At 69.3% G+C, this 16,820-nt stretch carries 14 protein-coding genes and 1 pseudogene; 9 read left to right on the top strand and 6 right to left on the bottom strand.

Features of this window, described 5'->3' with window-relative positions; genetic code table 11:
• Positions 1-33 precede the first annotated feature (33 nt).
• A complete protein-coding gene (locus ACRX5W_RS26510; protein WP_436790840.1) occupies positions 34-381 on the bottom strand; it encodes a hypothetical protein in 348 nt (115 codons plus the stop codon).
• Positions 382-1,011: 630 nt separating this feature from the next.
• Here ACRX5W_RS26510 and ACRX5W_RS26505 point away from each other — a divergent pair.
• Positions 1,012-1,779, top strand: coding sequence for a DUF2382 domain-containing protein (locus tag ACRX5W_RS26505; protein ID WP_436790839.1), 768 nt, complete (start codon positions 1,012-1,014; stop codon positions 1,777-1,779).
• 229 nt (positions 1,780-2,008) lie between these two features.
• Here ACRX5W_RS26505 and ACRX5W_RS26500 read toward each other — a convergent pair whose 3' ends face one another.
• The gene (locus tag ACRX5W_RS26500) at positions 2,009-3,148 is read right to left on the bottom strand and encodes a LuxR C-terminal-related transcriptional regulator (RefSeq protein ID WP_436790838.1); all 1,140 of its coding nucleotides are present in this window, start codon (positions 3,146-3,148) and stop codon (positions 2,009-2,011) included.
• 161 nt (positions 3,149-3,309) lie between these two features.
• On the opposite strand from ACRX5W_RS26500, the gene ACRX5W_RS26495 reads away from it, so the two are divergent.
• The 4 genes and pseudogenes from ACRX5W_RS26495 to ACRX5W_RS26480 all read left to right on the top strand — a co-directional run bounded on the left by ACRX5W_RS26495 (position 3,310) and on the right by ACRX5W_RS26480 (position 8,423).
• Entirely contained in the window at positions 3,310-4,755 is a 1,446-nt protein-coding gene (locus ACRX5W_RS26495) for an FAD/NAD(P)-binding protein (RefSeq protein WP_436790837.1), read from the top strand.
• Positions 4,756-5,452: 697 nt separating this feature from the next.
• A pseudogene (locus ACRX5W_RS26490) lies at positions 5,453-5,557 on the top strand (hypothetical protein); the annotation flags it as partial.
• Positions 5,543-5,815: an alpha-L-rhamnosidase C-terminal domain-containing protein gene (locus ACRX5W_RS26485; RefSeq protein WP_436790948.1), complete on the top strand. Its 273-nt coding sequence runs from the start codon at positions 5,543-5,545 to the stop codon at positions 5,813-5,815. The pseudogene ACRX5W_RS26490 and the gene ACRX5W_RS26485, both read left to right, overlap by 15 nt.
• Before the next feature lie 19 nt (positions 5,816-5,834).
• Positions 5,835-8,423 (top strand): family 78 glycoside hydrolase catalytic domain, encoded by a 2,589-nt coding sequence (locus tag ACRX5W_RS26480; RefSeq protein WP_436790836.1) that lies wholly within the window; start codon positions 5,835-5,837, stop codon positions 8,421-8,423.
• Between the two features lie 211 nt (positions 8,424-8,634).
• On the opposite strand, the gene ACRX5W_RS26475 is transcribed toward ACRX5W_RS26480, so the two are convergent.
• The 3 genes from ACRX5W_RS26475 to ACRX5W_RS26465 all read right to left on the bottom strand — a co-directional run bounded on the left by ACRX5W_RS26475 (position 8,635) and on the right by ACRX5W_RS26465 (position 11,281).
• Positions 8,635-9,537, bottom strand: a complete 903-nt coding sequence (locus ACRX5W_RS26475; protein WP_436790835.1) for an SMP-30/gluconolactonase/LRE family protein — start codon at positions 9,535-9,537, stop codon at positions 8,635-8,637.
• A gap of 156 nt (positions 9,538-9,693) precedes the next feature.
• Positions 9,694-10,017 (bottom strand): hypothetical protein, encoded by a 324-nt coding sequence (locus ACRX5W_RS26470; protein ID WP_436790834.1) that lies wholly within the window; start codon positions 10,015-10,017, stop codon positions 9,694-9,696.
• Positions 10,001-11,281: an aromatic ring-hydroxylating oxygenase subunit alpha gene (locus tag ACRX5W_RS26465; protein ID WP_436790833.1), complete on the bottom strand. Its 1,281-nt coding sequence runs from the start codon at positions 11,279-11,281 to the stop codon at positions 10,001-10,003. Before ACRX5W_RS26465 ends, ACRX5W_RS26470 begins: the two co-directional genes overlap by 17 nt.
• A 413-nt stretch (positions 11,282-11,694) precedes the next feature.
• On the opposite strand from ACRX5W_RS26465, the gene ACRX5W_RS26460 reads away from it, so the two are divergent.
• From ACRX5W_RS26460 to ACRX5W_RS26450, 3 genes are all read left to right on the top strand, one after another.
• A complete protein-coding gene (locus tag ACRX5W_RS26460) occupies positions 11,695-12,693 on the top strand; it encodes a LysR family transcriptional regulator (protein WP_436790832.1) in 999 nt (332 codons plus the stop codon).
• A gap of 312 nt (positions 12,694-13,005) precedes the next feature.
• Complete coding sequence (locus ACRX5W_RS26455; RefSeq protein ID WP_436790831.1) at positions 13,006-14,484, top strand: family 43 glycosylhydrolase; 1,479 nt, start codon at positions 13,006-13,008, stop codon at positions 14,482-14,484.
• Positions 14,481-14,945: a Gfo/Idh/MocA family protein gene (locus ACRX5W_RS26450; protein WP_436790830.1), complete on the top strand. Its 465-nt coding sequence runs from the start codon at positions 14,481-14,483 to the stop codon at positions 14,943-14,945. Before ACRX5W_RS26455 ends, ACRX5W_RS26450 begins: the two co-directional genes overlap by 4 nt.
• Positions 14,946-15,018: 73 nt before the next feature.
• On the opposite strand, the gene ACRX5W_RS26445 is transcribed toward ACRX5W_RS26450, so the two are convergent.
• The gene (locus tag ACRX5W_RS26445) at positions 15,019-15,177 is read right to left on the bottom strand and encodes a hypothetical protein (protein ID WP_436790829.1); all 159 of its coding nucleotides are present in this window, start codon (positions 15,175-15,177) and stop codon (positions 15,019-15,021) included.
• A 596-nt stretch (positions 15,178-15,773) separates the two neighbouring features.
• Between ACRX5W_RS26445 and ACRX5W_RS26440 the strand changes: the two genes are divergently transcribed.
• Positions 15,774-16,820, top strand: a 1,047-nt coding sequence (locus ACRX5W_RS26440) for an ABC transporter substrate-binding protein (RefSeq protein WP_436790828.1), incomplete at its 3' end; no start/stop codon positions are given.

The raw sequence follows: 16,820 nt of genomic DNA, 5'->3' as shown, positions 1-16,820 counted from the left end.
GTACCGGCGGTCGCCGGTACGCGCACCCTGGCGTCACAGGCCCAGGATGTCCCCGAAGCCGAGGTCGAGTCCGAAGGCGCCCGATTCGGCGGCGGAGCCGTTCACGCCCACACTGTCCCCGCCGCTACAGGCCTGCTGAATGGAGGTCGAGGTCGCCGGACCGGAGCCGAGGACCGTGATGGGCCCGGTCGCGAGGTTGACGAGGCCGTTTTGGTTCGTCTCGTCCCCGACCTCGGCGTGCTGGTCGCACGCCACCACGTCGGCGCCGACGACCGCGTCGCCCACGCCGGTGTCCGAGTCGGCGAAGGCAGCACTGGCCCCGAACACGCTGACGCTGCCGACCATGGCGACCACCAGGGCAGCCTTGCGAATTTTGCGCACAAGCATCTCCTTTTCCGTCAAAAATCACATGATCCAGTGATGGACCAAAAGGGACGCTATGCCGCTTTCATTGATAGATGGTGTATTAAGCCGATTATCTGCGTGCCGCAGCCTGTCGACGGTCACACATCGAGTACGGGGGCCGACCGGGCGTGCGAACGGGTCGGGCGGGGAGCCGCCGTCCTGGTGCCCGTGCGGGGAGCTTCGCGTGTGGCCGGCGTCGGTCACACCCCACGATTTTCAGCCGCGCCGGGCTCGGGGGCGTTCCGGCGGTGCGGGGGACGTCGCCGACACGCCGGTGAAGGTGAGCCGGGCCCGGTCCGACGCGTATGGCGGCGGAGACCTTCGCCACTGTCACGTTGTCGCAGTGGTCGTCGGCAATGAAGTCCGCCGGGAACTCGGCTCCGGGTGCGGTCGGTTTCGACGGCCTGCACAGTCGTATCGCCCGTCCTCGCGGGGGCGCGCTCGTCGAGAGCGGCAACACGGTCCCGCTCACGTCGCACGGCGGCCTCGGCGCTTCCGTCCGCTCGACAGGCCCGAAAGTCGAACAAATAGTCGGCGAGGAGGTTTCTAGCCTGCGCCGGTGCGGATAGCCGCGATACGACCGCGTGGTTGAGAGAAGGAGCGGTGATGATCACCAGAGAGCAGATATCCACCGTGTTGGAGCACCCGGTGTTCGACACGGAGGGAAACAAGATCGGCGACGCCAAGAACGTCTTCATCGACGACGTGACCGGCGAGCCGGAGTGGGTCAGTGTCAAGACCGGCCTGTTCGGCGCCAGCGAGTCCTTCGTGCCCATACGGCAGGCCAGTGTGGTCGAGGACCACCTTGAGGTGCCGTACCCCAAGGACACGGTCAAGGACGCACCCAACGTGGACGTCGAAGCCGGCGGCCACCTCTCCGAGGACGAGGAACACCGGCTCTACGAGCACTACGGCATCGACTGGGACGCCGCCTGGCAGCAGGCCGCTCCCGCCGGCCCCCGCGAGACCGAGACACCGGGGCCGCCCGCCGACGACGCGATGACCCGCTCCGAGGAGCGGATGCACGTGGGCACCGAGCGCCGCGAAGCCGGCCGGGTCCGGCTCCGCAAGTACGTGGTGACCGAGGAGCAGCAGGTGACCGTTCCCGTGAGCCACGAAGAGGTGCGCGTGGAGCGGGAACCGATCACCGATGCCAATCGCGCGGAGGCGATGACAGGAGAGGACATCTCCGAGGCTGAGCACGAAGTGGTCCTTCACGAGGAACGGCCGGTCGTGGAAACCCGGGCCGAGCCTGTCGAGCGCGTCCGTATGACCACCGAGGAGCGGACCGAGCAGGAGACCGTGACCGGCAAGGTGCGCAAGGAACGCATCGAGGCGGAGGGAACCGAGGAGGACGCAGAAGGCGATCGGTGAGCCGGAGCCACAACGGGCACGCACTCCACACCTGACCGGACCGCCGCGCGCCTTGTACCCGGGTGTACCCGACCGCCGCGCCGCGTGTGGGTACGCCGCCCCAGGTGCACACGCGCGCGACGGGCTGCTCGCCGGTCGGTAAGTGATCGGTGCGTGCCCGCAAGCCGCTGAGATCGCCACTGATCGTGGAACCACCTGACAAGTCCGATCCGATGCGCTCTTGCGCTCGTCAGATGTGTCGGACTTGGGACCGGACCTGGGCAGTCGGCAAACCGGGGCGGTGCACCTCGGAGGGCTTCGGCAGCGCGGGCCAGTAGTGGTCGGTGAACAGGCGGGCGACCAGGGAGCCTCGGGTGGAGACGCGGGTCTTCGTGAAGATGGTCTTGACGTGGTCGCGGACGGTGTGCGGGGAGATGAACAGCGTTTCGGCGATCTCCGCCGTGTTCAGGCCGCGCGCGATGAGCTGGGTGACCTGAAGCTCACGCGGAGTCAGGTCGTACGCCTCGGCGACCAGGACCGCGATGTCGGCGGGCGTCGCGGGTTCGATGACCACGGCCACCGGGCCGGGGTGTCCGCCGGCGCCGGTCAGGGCGGACGCGTGGCAGACGAGCCAGCGGCCTTCGGTGGTGCGAATGCGTATGCGGGCGCCGGCGTCCGCCCGGCCGTCGGCGATGGCGCGGGCCTGAAGTGCCGTACCGATCACCCAGATTGGCAAGTTGACGCCCAGCGATGAAGGAAACGACGGGCCTGCCGGCAGCACCGCGAGGTGGTGCCGGGCCACGTCGCTGATCGACACCGCTTCTCCGGAGGTGTCGAAGAGGATCAGGCCGGGTGCGGGCGCTTCGGTGGCGGCGGCCTCGGGCGGCCGGGCGAGGCGACGCAGTCGTTCGGCCATTGGGCGGGAGAGGTCGGCGAGCACCGCGACTTCGTCCGGGTGAAACGCGTGGGTCGTGCGGAAGAGGCTCACCATGCCCCAGGGCCGGTCGCCGATGCGCAGGACGGCACGCAGTTCGTCGTGCACCCCCTGACCGAGCAGCAGGCGCCGGAAGCGGGCGCTGCGTGCGGGCAGGTCGCCGGTGGCGACGCGCAGTCCGGCTGCCGGCACGGGCGCACGGGCCAGGTCGCGGAACGGAAGGACGTTCTCTTCCAGGAGTTCGCTCTCCCAATATGTGGCGCAGTTCTCCCCTGTGCCGAGGTTTTCCACGAGCATCGGCGCGGTGATCAGGCCGGTCTCGGGGTCGGCGGCCGTCCACACAGCCGAGTGGAACGGCACCCGCCGCCGGAGCCTGGCCGAGGTCCGGGTGAACAACTCCAGCGCGTCGGCAGCTCGTTCGGTGTTCGACAGCACCGGCCGGTGTGGATCGGTCATGGCAGATATCCCTCCGCCGCCCAGTCTTCCTGATCTCCTCGGGGACGCGAACCCCTCATGTGAGGGGGATGCCCCGTCGCGATCACCCGCGAGCTGGGGGTTATCCGGTTCAGCGCTGTCGGCGAAGGTCTTGCCATCGAACTACCCGATGGGGAGGCCACATGGACATCGCGATCGTCGGCGGGGGCGCGGCAGCGGTGAGTTTGCTGGATGCGTTGGCTGGTTGGGAAAGCAAGGCGGTCGGGCGAGGTAGTGGCACGGTCACCGTCTTCGCGGCGTCGGAAGCACACCTGTGGCGAGGCCGGCCGTACGGTCCGGACCTGAACGCCGTACTGGTGAACGCGCCGCCCGCGCTGATGTCGGTCCGCGGGGGCGACTTCGGCCACTATGCGGCGTGGCTGGGAGAGCGAGGCGCCGACCACCTCGACAAACGGCTGGGCCAACCGCTGGTGCCGCGCGCACTGTACGGCGACTATCTGGCGCACACCGCGGAGAAGGCTCTGGCGGCGCTGGAGGAACAGGGTTGGACGACAACGGTCGTGGTGGCACACGTGACCGAAGTGGTGCGCGGGAACCGCGCGGGGAACCACCTGGTCGTGCGTACCGAGGGCGAGCGGGAGTATCAGGCCACGCATGTCATGGTGTGTGTCGGAGGTGGAACTCCCCCGGATTTGTACGGCCTTTCCGGCACGCCGGGCTTCGTCGCCGACCCGTATCCGCTGGCCGACACACTGGGCCGCATCCCCGACGGCGGTGATGTGGCGGTCATCGGCAGTGGTCTGACCGCCGTCGACGCCGTCGTGGCGCTCGCCGCGCGCGGGCACACGGGACGGATCACACTGATGTCGCGCAGCGGCGTGCTCCCCAACGTCTGGCAGCGCCCGGACGGCCGGCGCCCGCGGCACGTGACGATCGAACGGGTGGCGGCGCTGCATCAGGCTTCGGGCAGCGTGGCCTTCGGCGATCTCGTCAATCTGGTACGCGCGGAACTCGCGGACGCCGGTGAGGACTTCGACGAACTCACGGCCGAGTTGCTCGGCACCGGGACCGAGAACCCCGTCGGGCGGCTGCGGCGGCAGCTCGACGCGGTCGACGATCCCCGGATCGGCCGCCGCGTGGTGCAGCAGACCGCGCACAGCGTCGGTCCGTACGCGTGGCGGCTGCTCCCCGAAGCCGACCGGGCCTGGCTGCGGCGCCACTCCCGCGTGGTCGGAAGCGTGGCCTCGCCGATGGTTCCGGTGAACGCGGCCGTGCTGATGCGGCTCCTGGACTCCGGGCAGGTCTCCGTCACGGCCGGTGTGCGCGCGATCGAGCCGGTGAACGGCCGCTTCCGAGTGCACCACGCGGAGGGGGAACAAACCGCGGAGAGCGTTGTCAATGCCGTCAACGCCCCACCGCAGGCAGTCCCCGCCGCCGCCCGGTCGCTGCTGAAGTCCTTGGTGGGCGCGGGCCTGGCCACCCGCCACCCGTCCGGCGGCGTGCTTTCGGCCGATCCACGTGTGCATGTGGTCGGCGACCTGGCAGGGGGCGGATCGTTCATCACGTCGAGCATCGCGGGGCTCGCCGCCCAGGCGTCGCGCAGCGCCGAAGCACTGCGTGCGACCTGACGGTGGGAAAGGCTCCGCCAGGACGGCTGTGCCGGGCACCGGCCACGCCCAGTGGCCGACGCCGGTGTCCGGCGTGCAGCATCAGTCCGCCGTGAGCTCGTCTGCACCGGATGCCCGCGGAACCGGTTTCGGATCCCATCGACTTGGCGTCCCCTCCCGCGAACTAATGCGCATAACCTATGCTGCCTCCGGGTGCTCCTGTTGCCCCGGTCGAGGAAGGCGCTCAGTCGCGGAGGAAACTTCTGGAGTGAATCGATTCATAGACGTGCTCCTGTGGAGTGAGTCCGCCCTTCAGCTCTCCGTCATGGACCACTTCGGACACTGCCGTGACCATCCAGAAGGGAACGCAGCTTGAAGGCCGTCCGTTTGCGGACCGAGTATCTTTCCGAGCCGCTGGGCATCGACATCACCCGGCCGCGGTTCTACTGGAACTGTGACAGCGGCGTAAGGCAGTCGGCGTACCGCATCGTCGCGGTCCGCGACGACGAGATCGTCTGGGACACCGGCAAGGTCGCCTCGGCCCGCATGGCGCACATCCGCTACGAGGGCCCTCCGCTGCGCAGCCGCGACCGCATCGAGTGGTCGGTCACGCTGTGGGATGAAGACGACCGCGAAGGCGAGCCTGCGCGGTCGTGGTTCGAGATGGGGCTGCTGGGCCGAGGTCGCCTACCGGATGCTGTAGAACACGCACGCGCCCGGCTGGCTGGCCGAGGTGGAGGCGGGCGCCACGACCGTCTGGGAAGACTGGGAGGGCAAGGCCAGCCACAACCACTACTCGCCCGGCGCGGTGTGCCAGTGGCTGTTCGACACCGTCGCCGGCATCCGCGTGGACGGCGAGAACCACTTCCTCATCGCCCCTGTCCCCGGTGGCACCCTCACCCACGCGGCTGCGGAGCACACCAGCCTCTATGGCACCGTGAGCAGCCGCTGGCGGAAGACGGCCGACGGTCTCACCGTCAGCGTGGTCGTCCCGCCGAACACCACAGCGGACGTGCGACTGCCCGACGGACGGGCCCACAGCGTCCGGGCCGGCGCGCATGAGTTCACAGTCATCGGCTGAAGCGACAAAGGGGAACCCCATGAGTGAGACGACGCCGCCCCCGGCGGCCGGACTACGAGTCGAGCACCTGACCGACAGCGTGCTCGGTCTCGGGGTCGCGAAGCCGCGGCTTTCCTGGCGGCTGCCCCCGGGAGCCTTGTCACAGACCGCCTATGCCATCGCGATCGACGGCCGCGACATGCCGCCGGTCGAGTCGTCCGAATGCGTGTTGGTGCCCTGGCCCGGCAACCCCGTGGGATCGCGGACGCGCGTGCAGTGGCAGGTCAAGGTCTGGACCGAGCTGGGTGAGAGCCCGTGGTCGGAACCGGCGTGGTTCGAGACGGGGCTGCTGGAGCCAGGGCACTGGACCGCCCGCTGGATCGAGCCCGAGGAGACCGAACGCGGCTCCCACGTGCTGCGCCGCACCTTCACACTCGACGAACACCCCGACAACGCACGGCTGTACGCCACCGCCCACGGCATCTACGAGATGTGCCTCAACGGCCGGCGAGTCGGCGACATCGAGTTGGCCCCGGGGTTCACGAGCTACCCCACAACGCTGCACGTCCAGGTGTACGACGTCTCGGAGTTGCTGTCTCAGGGCGAAAACGAATGGGACGTCGTGCTCTCCGACGGCTGGCACCGCGGGCGTTTCGGGTTCATGCAACTGCCCGACGGCTACGGCACCACCCTGGGATTCCTGGGGCAGCTGCACGCCGCGGACACAGTCGTGGCCACCGGCCCCGAGTGGCGGTCCGCTTCCGGCCCGGTCGTCACGGCAGACCTCATGGCGGGTCAGTTCGAGGACCACCGACGGCAGCCGACAACCTGGCACCCGGTGTCCCTGGCCGAGGGCAACCTCGGGCCGCTCGGCTACTCCCCCGCCCCGCCGACCCGGAGCGTCCAAGCGCTGCGCCCGGTCGCGGTCACCCGTCCGGCGCCGGACCGTCAGGTCGTCGACCTCGGCCGGAACATCAACGGCTGGATACGGCTCACCTCCCTCGGCCCCGCCGGAACCGACCTGCGGCTGGTGCACGGCGAGGCCCTGGATGCGACCGGCGATGTCACGCAGGACCACCTCGCCGCGGACACGCCGTTGGGCAGGCTCCCGGTCGGCATGACCGACCGTGTCATCGCAGCCGGTACACCCGGTGAGGTCTTCGAACCCCGGCACACCACCCACGGGTTCCGGTACGTCCGGATCGAGGGACACCCCGACCGGCTCACCCCCGACGACGTGACCGGCGTCGTCGTCCACACCGACCTGCGGCGCACCGGCTGGTTCCGGTGCAGCGACGAACGCCTCAACAAGCTCCACGAGATCGCCGAGTGGTCGTTCCGCGGCAACGCCTGCGAGATCCCCACCGACTGCCCGCACCGCGAACGCGCCGGATGGACCGGCGACTGGCAGGTATTCGCCCCGGCTGCGGCGTTCCTCTACGACGTCGCCGGGTTCTCCCTCAAGTGGCTCCGCGACCTGGCCGCAGAACAACTTGAGGACGGTTGCGTCACCGGCATCGTGCCCGACCCCCTGCGCCGGCGTACCGGCGGAACCGGCCGTTGGCGCGACACGCAGGGCTCGGCGGGCTGGGGCGACGCGGTGGTGATCGTGCCGTGGACACTGTGGCGCAGCTACGCCGACATCGGCGTCCTGCGCGAAATGTGGCCGTCGATCACCGCCTGGATCGACTACGCCGCCGAGACCGCGCGAACCCGGCGCCACCCCGACCGGGCCGCGGCCCGGCCTGTCCCCGCCCCACACGAGCACTACCTGTGGGATGCCGGCTACCACTGGGGCGAATGGCTCGAACCGGGGACCGCCGGCGAGGACTTCCGCACGGCGGACCACGGCGCGGTCGCCACCGCGTATCTCCACCACTCGGCGCAACTGGCCGCCCGCATCGCGGAGGTGCTCGGGCACGAAGCCGACGCGGCACGGTTCGCCGCTTTGGCCGCAAACGCACGCGCCGCGTGGCAGGCCGAGTTCATCGGCGAAGACGACAAGTTGACCCCGGAAACCCAGGCAACGTACGTGCGGGCCCTGGCCTTTCGCCTGGTGCCCGACGAGAGTCGGGACGCGACGGCCGCACGGCTGGTGGAGCTCGTCCGCAAGGCCGACACCCACCTGGGCACCGGCTTCCTGGCCACGCCCTACCTGCTGCCGGTCCTCGCCGACGCCGGCCGACTCGACGTGGCCTACGAACTGCTGCTCCAGGACACCGCACCGTCCTGGCTGACCATGGTCGAACGCGGCGCCACCACGATCTGGGAGAGCTGGGACGGCATCGACGCGGACGGCGTCCCGCACGCGTCGCTCAACCACTACAGCAAAGGCGCGGTGATCTCGTTCCTCCACGAGTACGTCGCCGGGATCCGCGCGCTCGACGACCACCCCGGCTACCGTCGCTTCCGCGTGGCACCCCACCCCGGAGCGGACCTGACCTGGGCGGAGGGCGTCCACGACTCGCCGTACGGTCGTATCGAATCGGCTTGGCGCATCAAGGGCGACGACTTCGACCTGACCGTGACGGTTCCCCCTGGCACAACGGCCGAGGTCGTCCTGCCCGACGGGACCACCAGCGACCAAGGTCCCGGGACCATGTCCTACAGGTGCCGATCTGGGCGGTGAACGGGGCGCCTGGCGAGCCCGCCGCTCACCGCGACGCGGCGGGACCGCCCCGTAATCCGATGACGCGGCTCTCGTCGAGGGCCTGGTGGCTGTCAACGACGCGTGGGTGAGGAAGGGTGTCCCCGCCTGGCATTGACACGCATTACCGCTGTGGGGGTAGTGTCCCGGCCCCCACCCCTCGGACATGTGCCGTCACCGCGGCCGGGTCCGCTCACGGCCCGTCGTCTCGCTGCCCGAACTTCCTTTCGGGAAGCCCTCGGACGCCGAGGTTGTGGAATGCCAGGATCCGGCCGTCGTGCTCGGCTGTGCCGCCGCCTTGGGACGTCACCATGAGGACGTCGAGTTCCGGGCCGGCGAACGCGACACTGGTCGGGCCGGCGGCGGGGACGGGGATGCGCCGGTCGAGGGTGCCGTCCGGTGCGTACCTGCGGACCTCGCCGCCCTGGTAGGCGGCCACCCACAGGTAGCCCTGGTCGTCGACGGTCGCCCCGTCGGGCATGGCGTCGCCGTCCGTGAACCGCGCAAGGGTCCGCCGGTTGGCGGTCTCCCCCGTGGCGCCGTCGTAGTCCCACGCGTAGACGAGGCGAAGTGCGCTGTCACCGCAGTACAGCGTCGAGCCGTCCGGGCTGAGGCACGGCCCGTTGGTGACGCCGATGGGGTCGCCGATGACGTGGGCGCTCAGGTCCGTGTCGATGCGGTAGAGCTTCGCGGACGGGGTGAGGCCGTCCCGCCGACCGCCGAAGACGGCCTGGATGAGCGGCCCGTCGGCCATGCCGGTGATGAACCGCCCCCGGTGGTCGACCGTTCCGTCGTTGAACCCGAAGCCGTCGCTCACCTCGGGACGGAAGACCGGGTCGGCGTCACCCGAGTCGAAATCGAACAGGTACACCCCGGCGACCGAGGTGACCAGGGCTCCGCCGTCCTTCCGCAGGGCGAGTGACGAGATCGAGTCGCCGGGGAACTTCCAGCTCCGCAGGTCCCGCCCGGCCAGGTCGCACCGGTACACCGTGGCCGCGAACACGTCGATCCAGTAGAGCCGTTCCTCGTCGACGTCCCATCGCAGGTTTTCGCCCAATCCCAAGATCGTCTCGGTGACGGTACGCATGACCACCATGAACGCTCCAACTCTCGTGCGGATCGGCGCTGACGTCGAACTCCCGTGGTGCGGTGGTGCCTGTGGTGGTGCTTGTGCTGTGGTTCGGTGACGCCGAACCGGTGACGGGCGACCGGAGGAGAGGCCCGTCACCGGCGTCCGAGCGGCGGTCGGCCGTCAGACGATGGGTTCGGCGAGCAGGTCGAGGTAGGCGGCTCCGGAGTCGGGGACGCGGGGCTGCTTCCAGACCTCGACGGGGAACGACACCATGACCAGGCCCTGCATCAGGTGGAACAAGGTGCGGGCGTCGTCGGGGAGTTCACCCCACGGGAAGCTGTCGCAGTACTGGATGGCCTCTTCCAGGCGGGGCATGGCCGCGTCGTAGAACGCCTGCATCTCGGGCATGGAGGAGGCCAGCCGCCGGTTGTAGCGCTCGGCCTCGGTGGGCAGGGCCCAGTCGATGTACGGCTCCAGGTCGGCGAACTCAGCGGGCAGCGGCATCGCGGTACTCCTTGACGAGGTTCTGGACGGTCTTGTGCAGGTGCCGGAGCAGCAGCTCCTGGTCGCACAGGGGGAACTCTTTGATCACGCCGCTGTTGAGCATGGTCTGGGTGGCTTCGAGGGTGTTGCCGTCCTGGAGCGCGTACTCCTTGAACGTGACGGCCCCGAGCTCCTGGGCCAGCCGCTCGCGCGCCGACTTGGCGGGCACGAAGTACAGGTTGGCCTCGAAGATGTGCCGGTCCACCGCGGTCGGCCAGTAGTGGTACGTCAGGTACCAGCCCGGGGCCCAGAACAGGATGGTGAAGTTGGGGAAGAACTCGAAGGAGTCCGTGCCCCACGAGTGGTGCCGGGCCGGGTTGATGGCCGGCGGCAGCGGGTCCAGGCCCTCGATGTCGGGGCGGTCCCATGGGCCGAACAGGCCGCTGCGCAGGGCGCGTTCGATGGGCTTGACCATCATGGGGTCCTTCGGCGGAGCCATGCCGCCCCACGAGGAGATCATGGAGTGTGGGGTGCTGATCTCGTAGTGCAGCGCTTCGAAGCCGAAGCCCTGGAACTTCTCCGCCTCATCCTTGACCGCCTGCTTATGGTGCAGGATCGGGGCGTGGTAGAACTCGGCGAACGCGTCGATGAACAGCTTCCAGTTGCTGCCGACCTCGGCGCGGTACGTGTACACCTCGGTCATCTCGTGGAACGGGTAGCCCTCGACGCCCTTGGCCAGGTCGCCGAGGTACTCCCGCAGGGGCTCCTGCGGGTCGAAGTTGACGAAGATGAACCCTTCCCACACGTCGCAGGCGACCTCCTTGAGCCCGTAGTCGGACTTGTCGAGGTCGAAGAACTCGCCTTCCTGCTGGACGAAGGTCAGGTTGCCCGTCAGGTCATAGCGCCAGGCGTGGTACTTGCACACGAACTGGCGGCAGCTACCGGAGGTTTCCTCGCCCGGCGCCTCGTTCCACACCAGCTTGTTGCCGCGGTGGCGGCACACGTTGTGGAACGCGCGGATCTTGTTGTCCTGGCCGCGCACGATGACCAGCGACGTCTCGGCGACGGCCAGTTCCTTGGTGAAGTAGCTGCCGACCTTGGGGACGCGTTCGACGCGGCCGACGTTGAGCCAGGTCTTCTTGAAGATCGCCTCGCGCTCGGCCTCGTAGAACTCCGGGTCGGTCGAGTCGGTGAAGTCGACGAGACCGGTGCCCAGTTCGGGATGGTTCTCGGTCCAGCTACCCGCGGCGGGTTTCGGGAAGAAAGCCACTTCTCTGCCTCTCATGCTCCGGCGTGATCGCCGGGGTGTCGTCGTCACGGGCTGGTGGCCACGCGGGCACGGCTGACGAGCAACCGACGCCGCAGGATGCCCGCGTACGGCCTTCGCAGGCGGCTCAGCCCGGCTCCTCCGCCATCATGAGTTCTGATGCAACGACTTGAACAATAGAATCGTGTAATGCGTTGATGTCCCACCTTCATGACACGGTGGCCGCGCCACCCCAGAGATCTCCCTGAGAGCGCTCTGACCTGCGGACATCCCGCAGAACGCAGCTCTCGTGAGGCCCCCGCGCGCCGGGCGGCCCGGTGTGCCTCGGAGACATCACAATCTTTCATGGCACCATGCAGTGAATCACCGTGCATGATGTTCCTAGTCTCCCGGCACCAGTGCGATACCACTCAGGGAATTGAGCCGAGCGCATGGATCTCAGACAGCTCAGAGCACTCGTCACGGTCGCGGAAGTGGGCAGCGTCACGCGCGCCGCGGAACTCCTGCACCTCGTACAGCCGGCCGTCACCAGGCAGATCCGGTCGCTGGAGGACGAGCTCGGGGTCGCGTTGTTCCGACGTACGCGCCACGGCATGGAGGTCACCTCGGAAGGTGCGATCGTCGTGGCGCGCGCACGCAGGGCGTTGAACGAGCTGGAGTGGGCGCGGTCCGAGGTGCGGCCCACGCCGCAGGCGGTGACCGGCGTGGTGCGCGTCGGCCTCCTGGAGAGCACGACCGACCTGCTGGCGGAACCGCTTGTCTCCGCCTTGACGCGGGACCACCCCGGAATCGACCTGCGGCTGTCGACGGCGTACTCCGGCCACCTGCGACAGTGGCTCGACGAGGGGGCCTTGGACGTGTCGCTGCTGTACAACCTCGACAACACCCCCCAGCTCAACGGCCACCTGCTCCTACACGAGAGCCTGTGGGCGGTCGCACCCGCGGCCGACGGCCTCAGCCCGAAGCAGCCCGTAGCGTTCTCGACAGCCGCCGACCACCCGCTGGTCCTGCCCACCTCGGGACACGCCCTGCGGATGCTGATCGACGACGCGGCGGCCCGCACCGGCGCCGAGATGACCATCTCCGTGCAGACCAACTCGATGCAGGCGCAAAAGCAGCTCGTGCTGGCCGGGCACGGGTGGACGATCCTGCCCGGTGTCGGCGTCGCCGACGATGTCGCGAAGGGCGTCCTCAGCGCCGCGCCGCTGTGCGAGCCGGACGTGACGCGCGCCATCGTGGTGGCGGCCCCCCGGACCACGCGGATCCCTCCCGCGATGGAGGCCGTCGCGCGCGAACTGATCCGCCAGGTGCTGGCGGCCGTCGCGGACGGACGCTGGCCGATCGACGAATCCCAGCCGGTCACCCCGCCCCTCGCCCCCTTGGACGCCGGCGCTCTCGGCCTGTCGTCCCCCGACCCCCGGGCGTTTTGACGACACGCCCCGCGCAAAGGCCCGGTGAACGGGGATGCCGGCGCACACATCGCGTCACTGTCGCAACCGGGGCGCTCAATCGCCCCTGCCGCGCGCGCCAAAGAGCACGCCGCGCCCCGGTGATCGGCAATCACATCTGAATCCGCGCGGCTTGGGGTGCGCGCCTCAAACCCCACCGGGACATTGACACGGGCGCGACGTGGCCTGTTTGCTGAAACCCTATTTTAGTCTATTCATTGGATTTATTGGTTCGACCGGCGCTGCGCACGCTCGAACCAGCCGTCTCTCGCGTCCGGTATGGAAGGCCCGCCCGTGAACGTCGATCCCGTCCTGCCCGGGTTCTTCCCGGACCCGTCCATCTGCCGCGTCGGCGACGACCACTACCTGATCGCATCCAGCTTCGAGTACTTCCCCGGCGTCCCGATCTTCCACAGCCGCGACCTGACAACCTGGCGGCAGATCGGCAACGTGCTGGACCGGCCGTCCCAACTCACCGTGGCAAGCGGCCTGGACGGCGCGAGCAAAGGGATCTACGCGCCGACGCTGCGCCACCACGACGGCTTCTTCTGGATGATCACCACCAACCTGACCACGATGGACGAGCTGCGCAAAGGCCATCTGATCGTGCGCGCGGAGGATCCGGCCGGCCCGTGGAGCGACCCGGTGCACACCTCGGGCGCGATCGGATTCGATCCGGACCTGTCCTGGGACGATGAAGGCACCTGCCATCTGACATGGGCCCTGCCCGGCAGCATCATGCACGCCACCGTGGACCCAACCACCGGGAAACTGCTCAGCGAACCGGGCAAGCTGTGGTCGGGCACAGGCCTGGCGAGTCCGGAGGGCCCGCACCTGTTCCGCAGGGGCGACTGGTGGTACCTGGTCGTCGCCGAGGGCGGCACCGGGCCGGGGCACGGCGTCTCGGTCGCCCGGTCGCGGGCGGCCACCGGCCCGTTCGAGGCGCACCCGGCGAACCCGATCCTGTCGCACCGCAGCACCGATCATCCCGTACAGAACACCGGTCACGCCGATTTCGTCGAACTGGCCGACGGACGCTGGGCGATGGTCCATCTGGGGGTCCGGCCCCGAGGGGCGCACCCGAGGTGGCACGTCAACGGCCGCGAGACGTTCATCACCGGCGTCGACTGGGTCGACGACTGGCCCGTGGTCGTCGAGGACGCCTTCGGCGGGATCGCCCCGGACACCTCGTTCGCGGACGAGTTCGCCGGTGCCGCCCTGCACCCGCGGTGGATCTCACCGGGCACCCGCCCGGCCGGCTTCGCGACCCCGCGCGGCCCGGAAGGCGGGGTCGCGCTGCGCGCGGGTCGCGCGCACGGCGAGCGCGAGGCCCGGCACCTGCTGGCCGTGCGGACGTGCGACGAGTCGTGGCAGGCGGAGGCGACGGTGCCGGTCGGCGACGCGGCGCTGGTGGTCCGAGTCGACGACGCGCACTGGGCCGCCGTGGAGCGCCGGGGCACGGTGGTCTCGGTACGGATGGTCATCGGCCCGCTCGACCAGGTCCTCGCCACGGCCTCCGAGGTCCACTCGGACCGCCCCCTGGCCGTCCGGGCCGTCCCCGTCCCGAGTGGCTTCGCCCCCCGCAACCCGCCGGACCGCCTCCAACTCGGTTATGTCGACGGGGACTTCCACTGCGTTGCCGAGGTCGACGGCCGGTACTTGTCCACCGAGGTGGCGGGCGGGTTCACCGGCCGTGTCGTCGGCGTCGAAGCACTCGGCGGCGATGCGGTGCTGACCAGGTTTGCGTACGAGGCCCTGCCCGTACCCCGGTGATCCGCGCCTGTGCGCAGGCGGGCGTCTACCCGGTGGCGCTGGCCTATCTGCTGCTGGGCGAGCCCGACTCGGTCCAGGTCGCCGGGTCGCTGGCGGAGTGCGGCGTCGACGCCGATGCGGCGCTGCTGATGACCTGGCCCGGCGGCGTGCATGCCCTCCTGGAGTGCTCGCTGGTCAGCGCCCTGGCGATGAACGCCGTCATCGCCGGAACCAAGGGCCGCATCGACATCGATCCCGCGTTCCACGCCGCGCACCGCATGACCGCACGCGCGGGCCTGCACCTTGAGGAACTGCACATCGACACGGCTGCGGACGACGCGCTGGCCGCCGAACTGCGCGAGGTACGCGACGGCGTACGCGCAGGATTGCGGCAGAGCCCGGCCGTCCCCCTGGACGCGACGCTCGCGGTCCTGAGGATCCTGGAGAACGCCCGCGAAGCCCTCGGCGCGGTCGCCTTTTAGTTCGTGTGCTCGCTCGGTGGGCCACGGCGACTCGGACCACGATCGCTGTGTCCGGCCGCCGACGTCGTGGCGGTCAGGCCACCGACTGTTCGCGGCAGTAGGCGCGATAGGTCGCCGACGTGCGCAGCAGCGAGTTGTGGGTGCCGATGGCGCTGACCCGACCGTGTTCGATGACGGCGATGCGGTCGCAGTTGCGGCCAGGCGGTGGGCGACCTTCAGGGAGGTCCGGCACACCGAACGGACATGGGAAGTGCAGGGGCTGAACCGATCCGGAGCGCGGAATACCGCCGGACGGCAACCGCCCGGCACCATTCCGGATTGAGCGCATTAGTAATGCGCTTCCACGAAGTTACGACGCGCGGCGGCGAACAGACAAGCCCCGCGCCACCCGAGACGGCCGTCGCCTTGCGGCCGCGCGGACGCGTCGCCGCGCGGGCGGTAGCGGGTTACCGAGATGTGACCGGCGGGTGTCTTGCCGCTGTCCCGGCGGACTGACACAGTGCTGTTCCGCATTAGTAATGCGCATTCAAATCGTCACAAGTACCGCTGTTCACTGACGAGTCGGCATGTCGTTCCGGGGGCGACGCAAAGGCCTGACGTTCGTCGGTGGCCGGCGGCTGCCGCGGCCTGCCTGACGGCGGGTTCACGGGCAAGGCCGTCAACGGCACGCCGCGGTGCGCCGCGCGTTCCCTTCCTGCCGCCTGACGGGCCGTCACGCCCACGCGATCCAAGCCGGGTTCCGCCCCAGCTCCGCAAGAGAACCGAACGAGAACCGAACGAGACCCGAGCGAGTTCCGAAACGAGCACCTCACCGGAAAGGCACTGCGGATGTCCTCACATTCCCTCAGACGTGCGTCCGTGCTCCTCACTGCGGTCGCCGCCCTGATACTCAGCGGTTGTGCCGCCGAGTCCAAGGACGACTCCGACAACCCCTCCGCCTCCGGCGGCCCGGTCGCCCCTCCGCCTGCGGGGAACACGGCACCCGGGGTCACCGCGGACAGCATCAAGATCGGCGTCGTCTATCCCGATCTGTCGGCCGTCAAGCAGTTCATGAAGATCGACCACGGCGATTACGAGGCCTCGTACAAGGCGGTGATCGACAAGATCAACGAGGCGGGCGGCATCAACGGCCGCAAGATCGTCCCGGTCTTCGGTGCCGTCAACGTCGCTTCGCCGGCCGCCGCGCAGGAGACCTGCGTCAAGCTCACGCAGGACGAGAAGGTCTTCGCCGTGGTCGGCACGCTCAACGCCAACGAGCCGATGTGCTACGTCCAGACCAACAAGACCGCCATCGTGGGCGGCCCCCTCACCGCGAAGAACTACGCCCAGGCACAGGCCCCGTGGTTCTCCGACATGCGCGGCGGCGACGAAGTCGGCGAGGCCATGGGCCTGTTCACCGAGAACAACGCGCTCGCCGGCAAGAAGGTCGCGGTCGTCGGTGTGGTCAACGAGCAGTCCCTGGTCAACGAAATCGTGCTACCCGCCCTCCAGAAGCAGGGCATCACCCCGGTCGAGACCGGCATCATGGACGCCTCGTTCCGCGACGCCGCGGCAGTGTCGCAGCAACTCGGGGTGTTCATCGAGAAGTTCCAGTCCGCGCGGGCGGACACCGTGGTCGTGGTCGGCGGCATGGGCGGGGAGTTCCCCAAGCAGTTGGAGAAGACCTCCTACCGGCCCCGCCTGCTGTTCACGTCGACGTCCACCGCGGCCACGTACACCGGTGACGCGGCCAAGCACGACTTCGACAGCGTCCTGGCCAACTCCGTGGCGATGGGCCTGAACGCGCAGTGGAGTGAGCCGACGGTACAGGCGTGCGTCACCGACATCGAGGCGCGCATCCCCGAGCTGAAGGGCAAGCTGACCGTCGACCGGCAG

This window comes from Yinghuangia sp. YIM S10712, assembly GCF_051388935.1.
Lineage (GTDB): Bacteria > Actinomycetota > Actinomycetes > Streptomycetales > Streptomycetaceae > Yinghuangia.
The sequence above is the reverse complement of the archived record's forward strand: the minus strand, read 5'-3'. Positions and strand labels throughout refer to the sequence as shown.

Excerpts from the sequence above, each read along its gene's own strand:
- ACRX5W_RS26475 (WP_436790835.1), bottom strand. The coding sequence starts at position 9,537 with ATGGTGGTCATGCGTACCGTCACCGAGACGATCTTGGGATTGGGCGAA.
- ACRX5W_RS26495 (WP_436790837.1), top strand. The coding sequence starts at position 3,310 with ATGGACATCGCGATCGTCGGCGGGGGCGCGGCAGCGGTGAGTTTGCTG.
- ACRX5W_RS26480 (WP_436790836.1), top strand. The coding sequence starts at position 5,835 with ATGAGTGAGACGACGCCGCCCCCGGCGGCCGGACTACGAGTCGAGCAC.
- ACRX5W_RS26470 (WP_436790834.1), bottom strand. The coding sequence starts at position 10,017 with ATGCCGCTGCCCGCTGAGTTCGCCGACCTGGAGCCGTACATCGACTGG.
- ACRX5W_RS26460 (WP_436790832.1), top strand. The coding sequence starts at position 11,695 with ATGGATCTCAGACAGCTCAGAGCACTCGTCACGGTCGCGGAAGTGGGC.
- ACRX5W_RS26465 (WP_436790833.1), bottom strand. The coding sequence starts at position 11,281 with ATGAGAGGCAGAGAAGTGGCTTTCTTCCCGAAACCCGCCGCGGGTAGC.
- ACRX5W_RS26500 (WP_436790838.1), bottom strand. The coding sequence starts at position 3,148 with ATGACCGATCCACACCGGCCGGTGCTGTCGAACACCGAACGAGCTGCC.
- ACRX5W_RS26505 (WP_436790839.1), top strand. The coding sequence starts at position 1,012 with ATGATCACCAGAGAGCAGATATCCACCGTGTTGGAGCACCCGGTGTTC.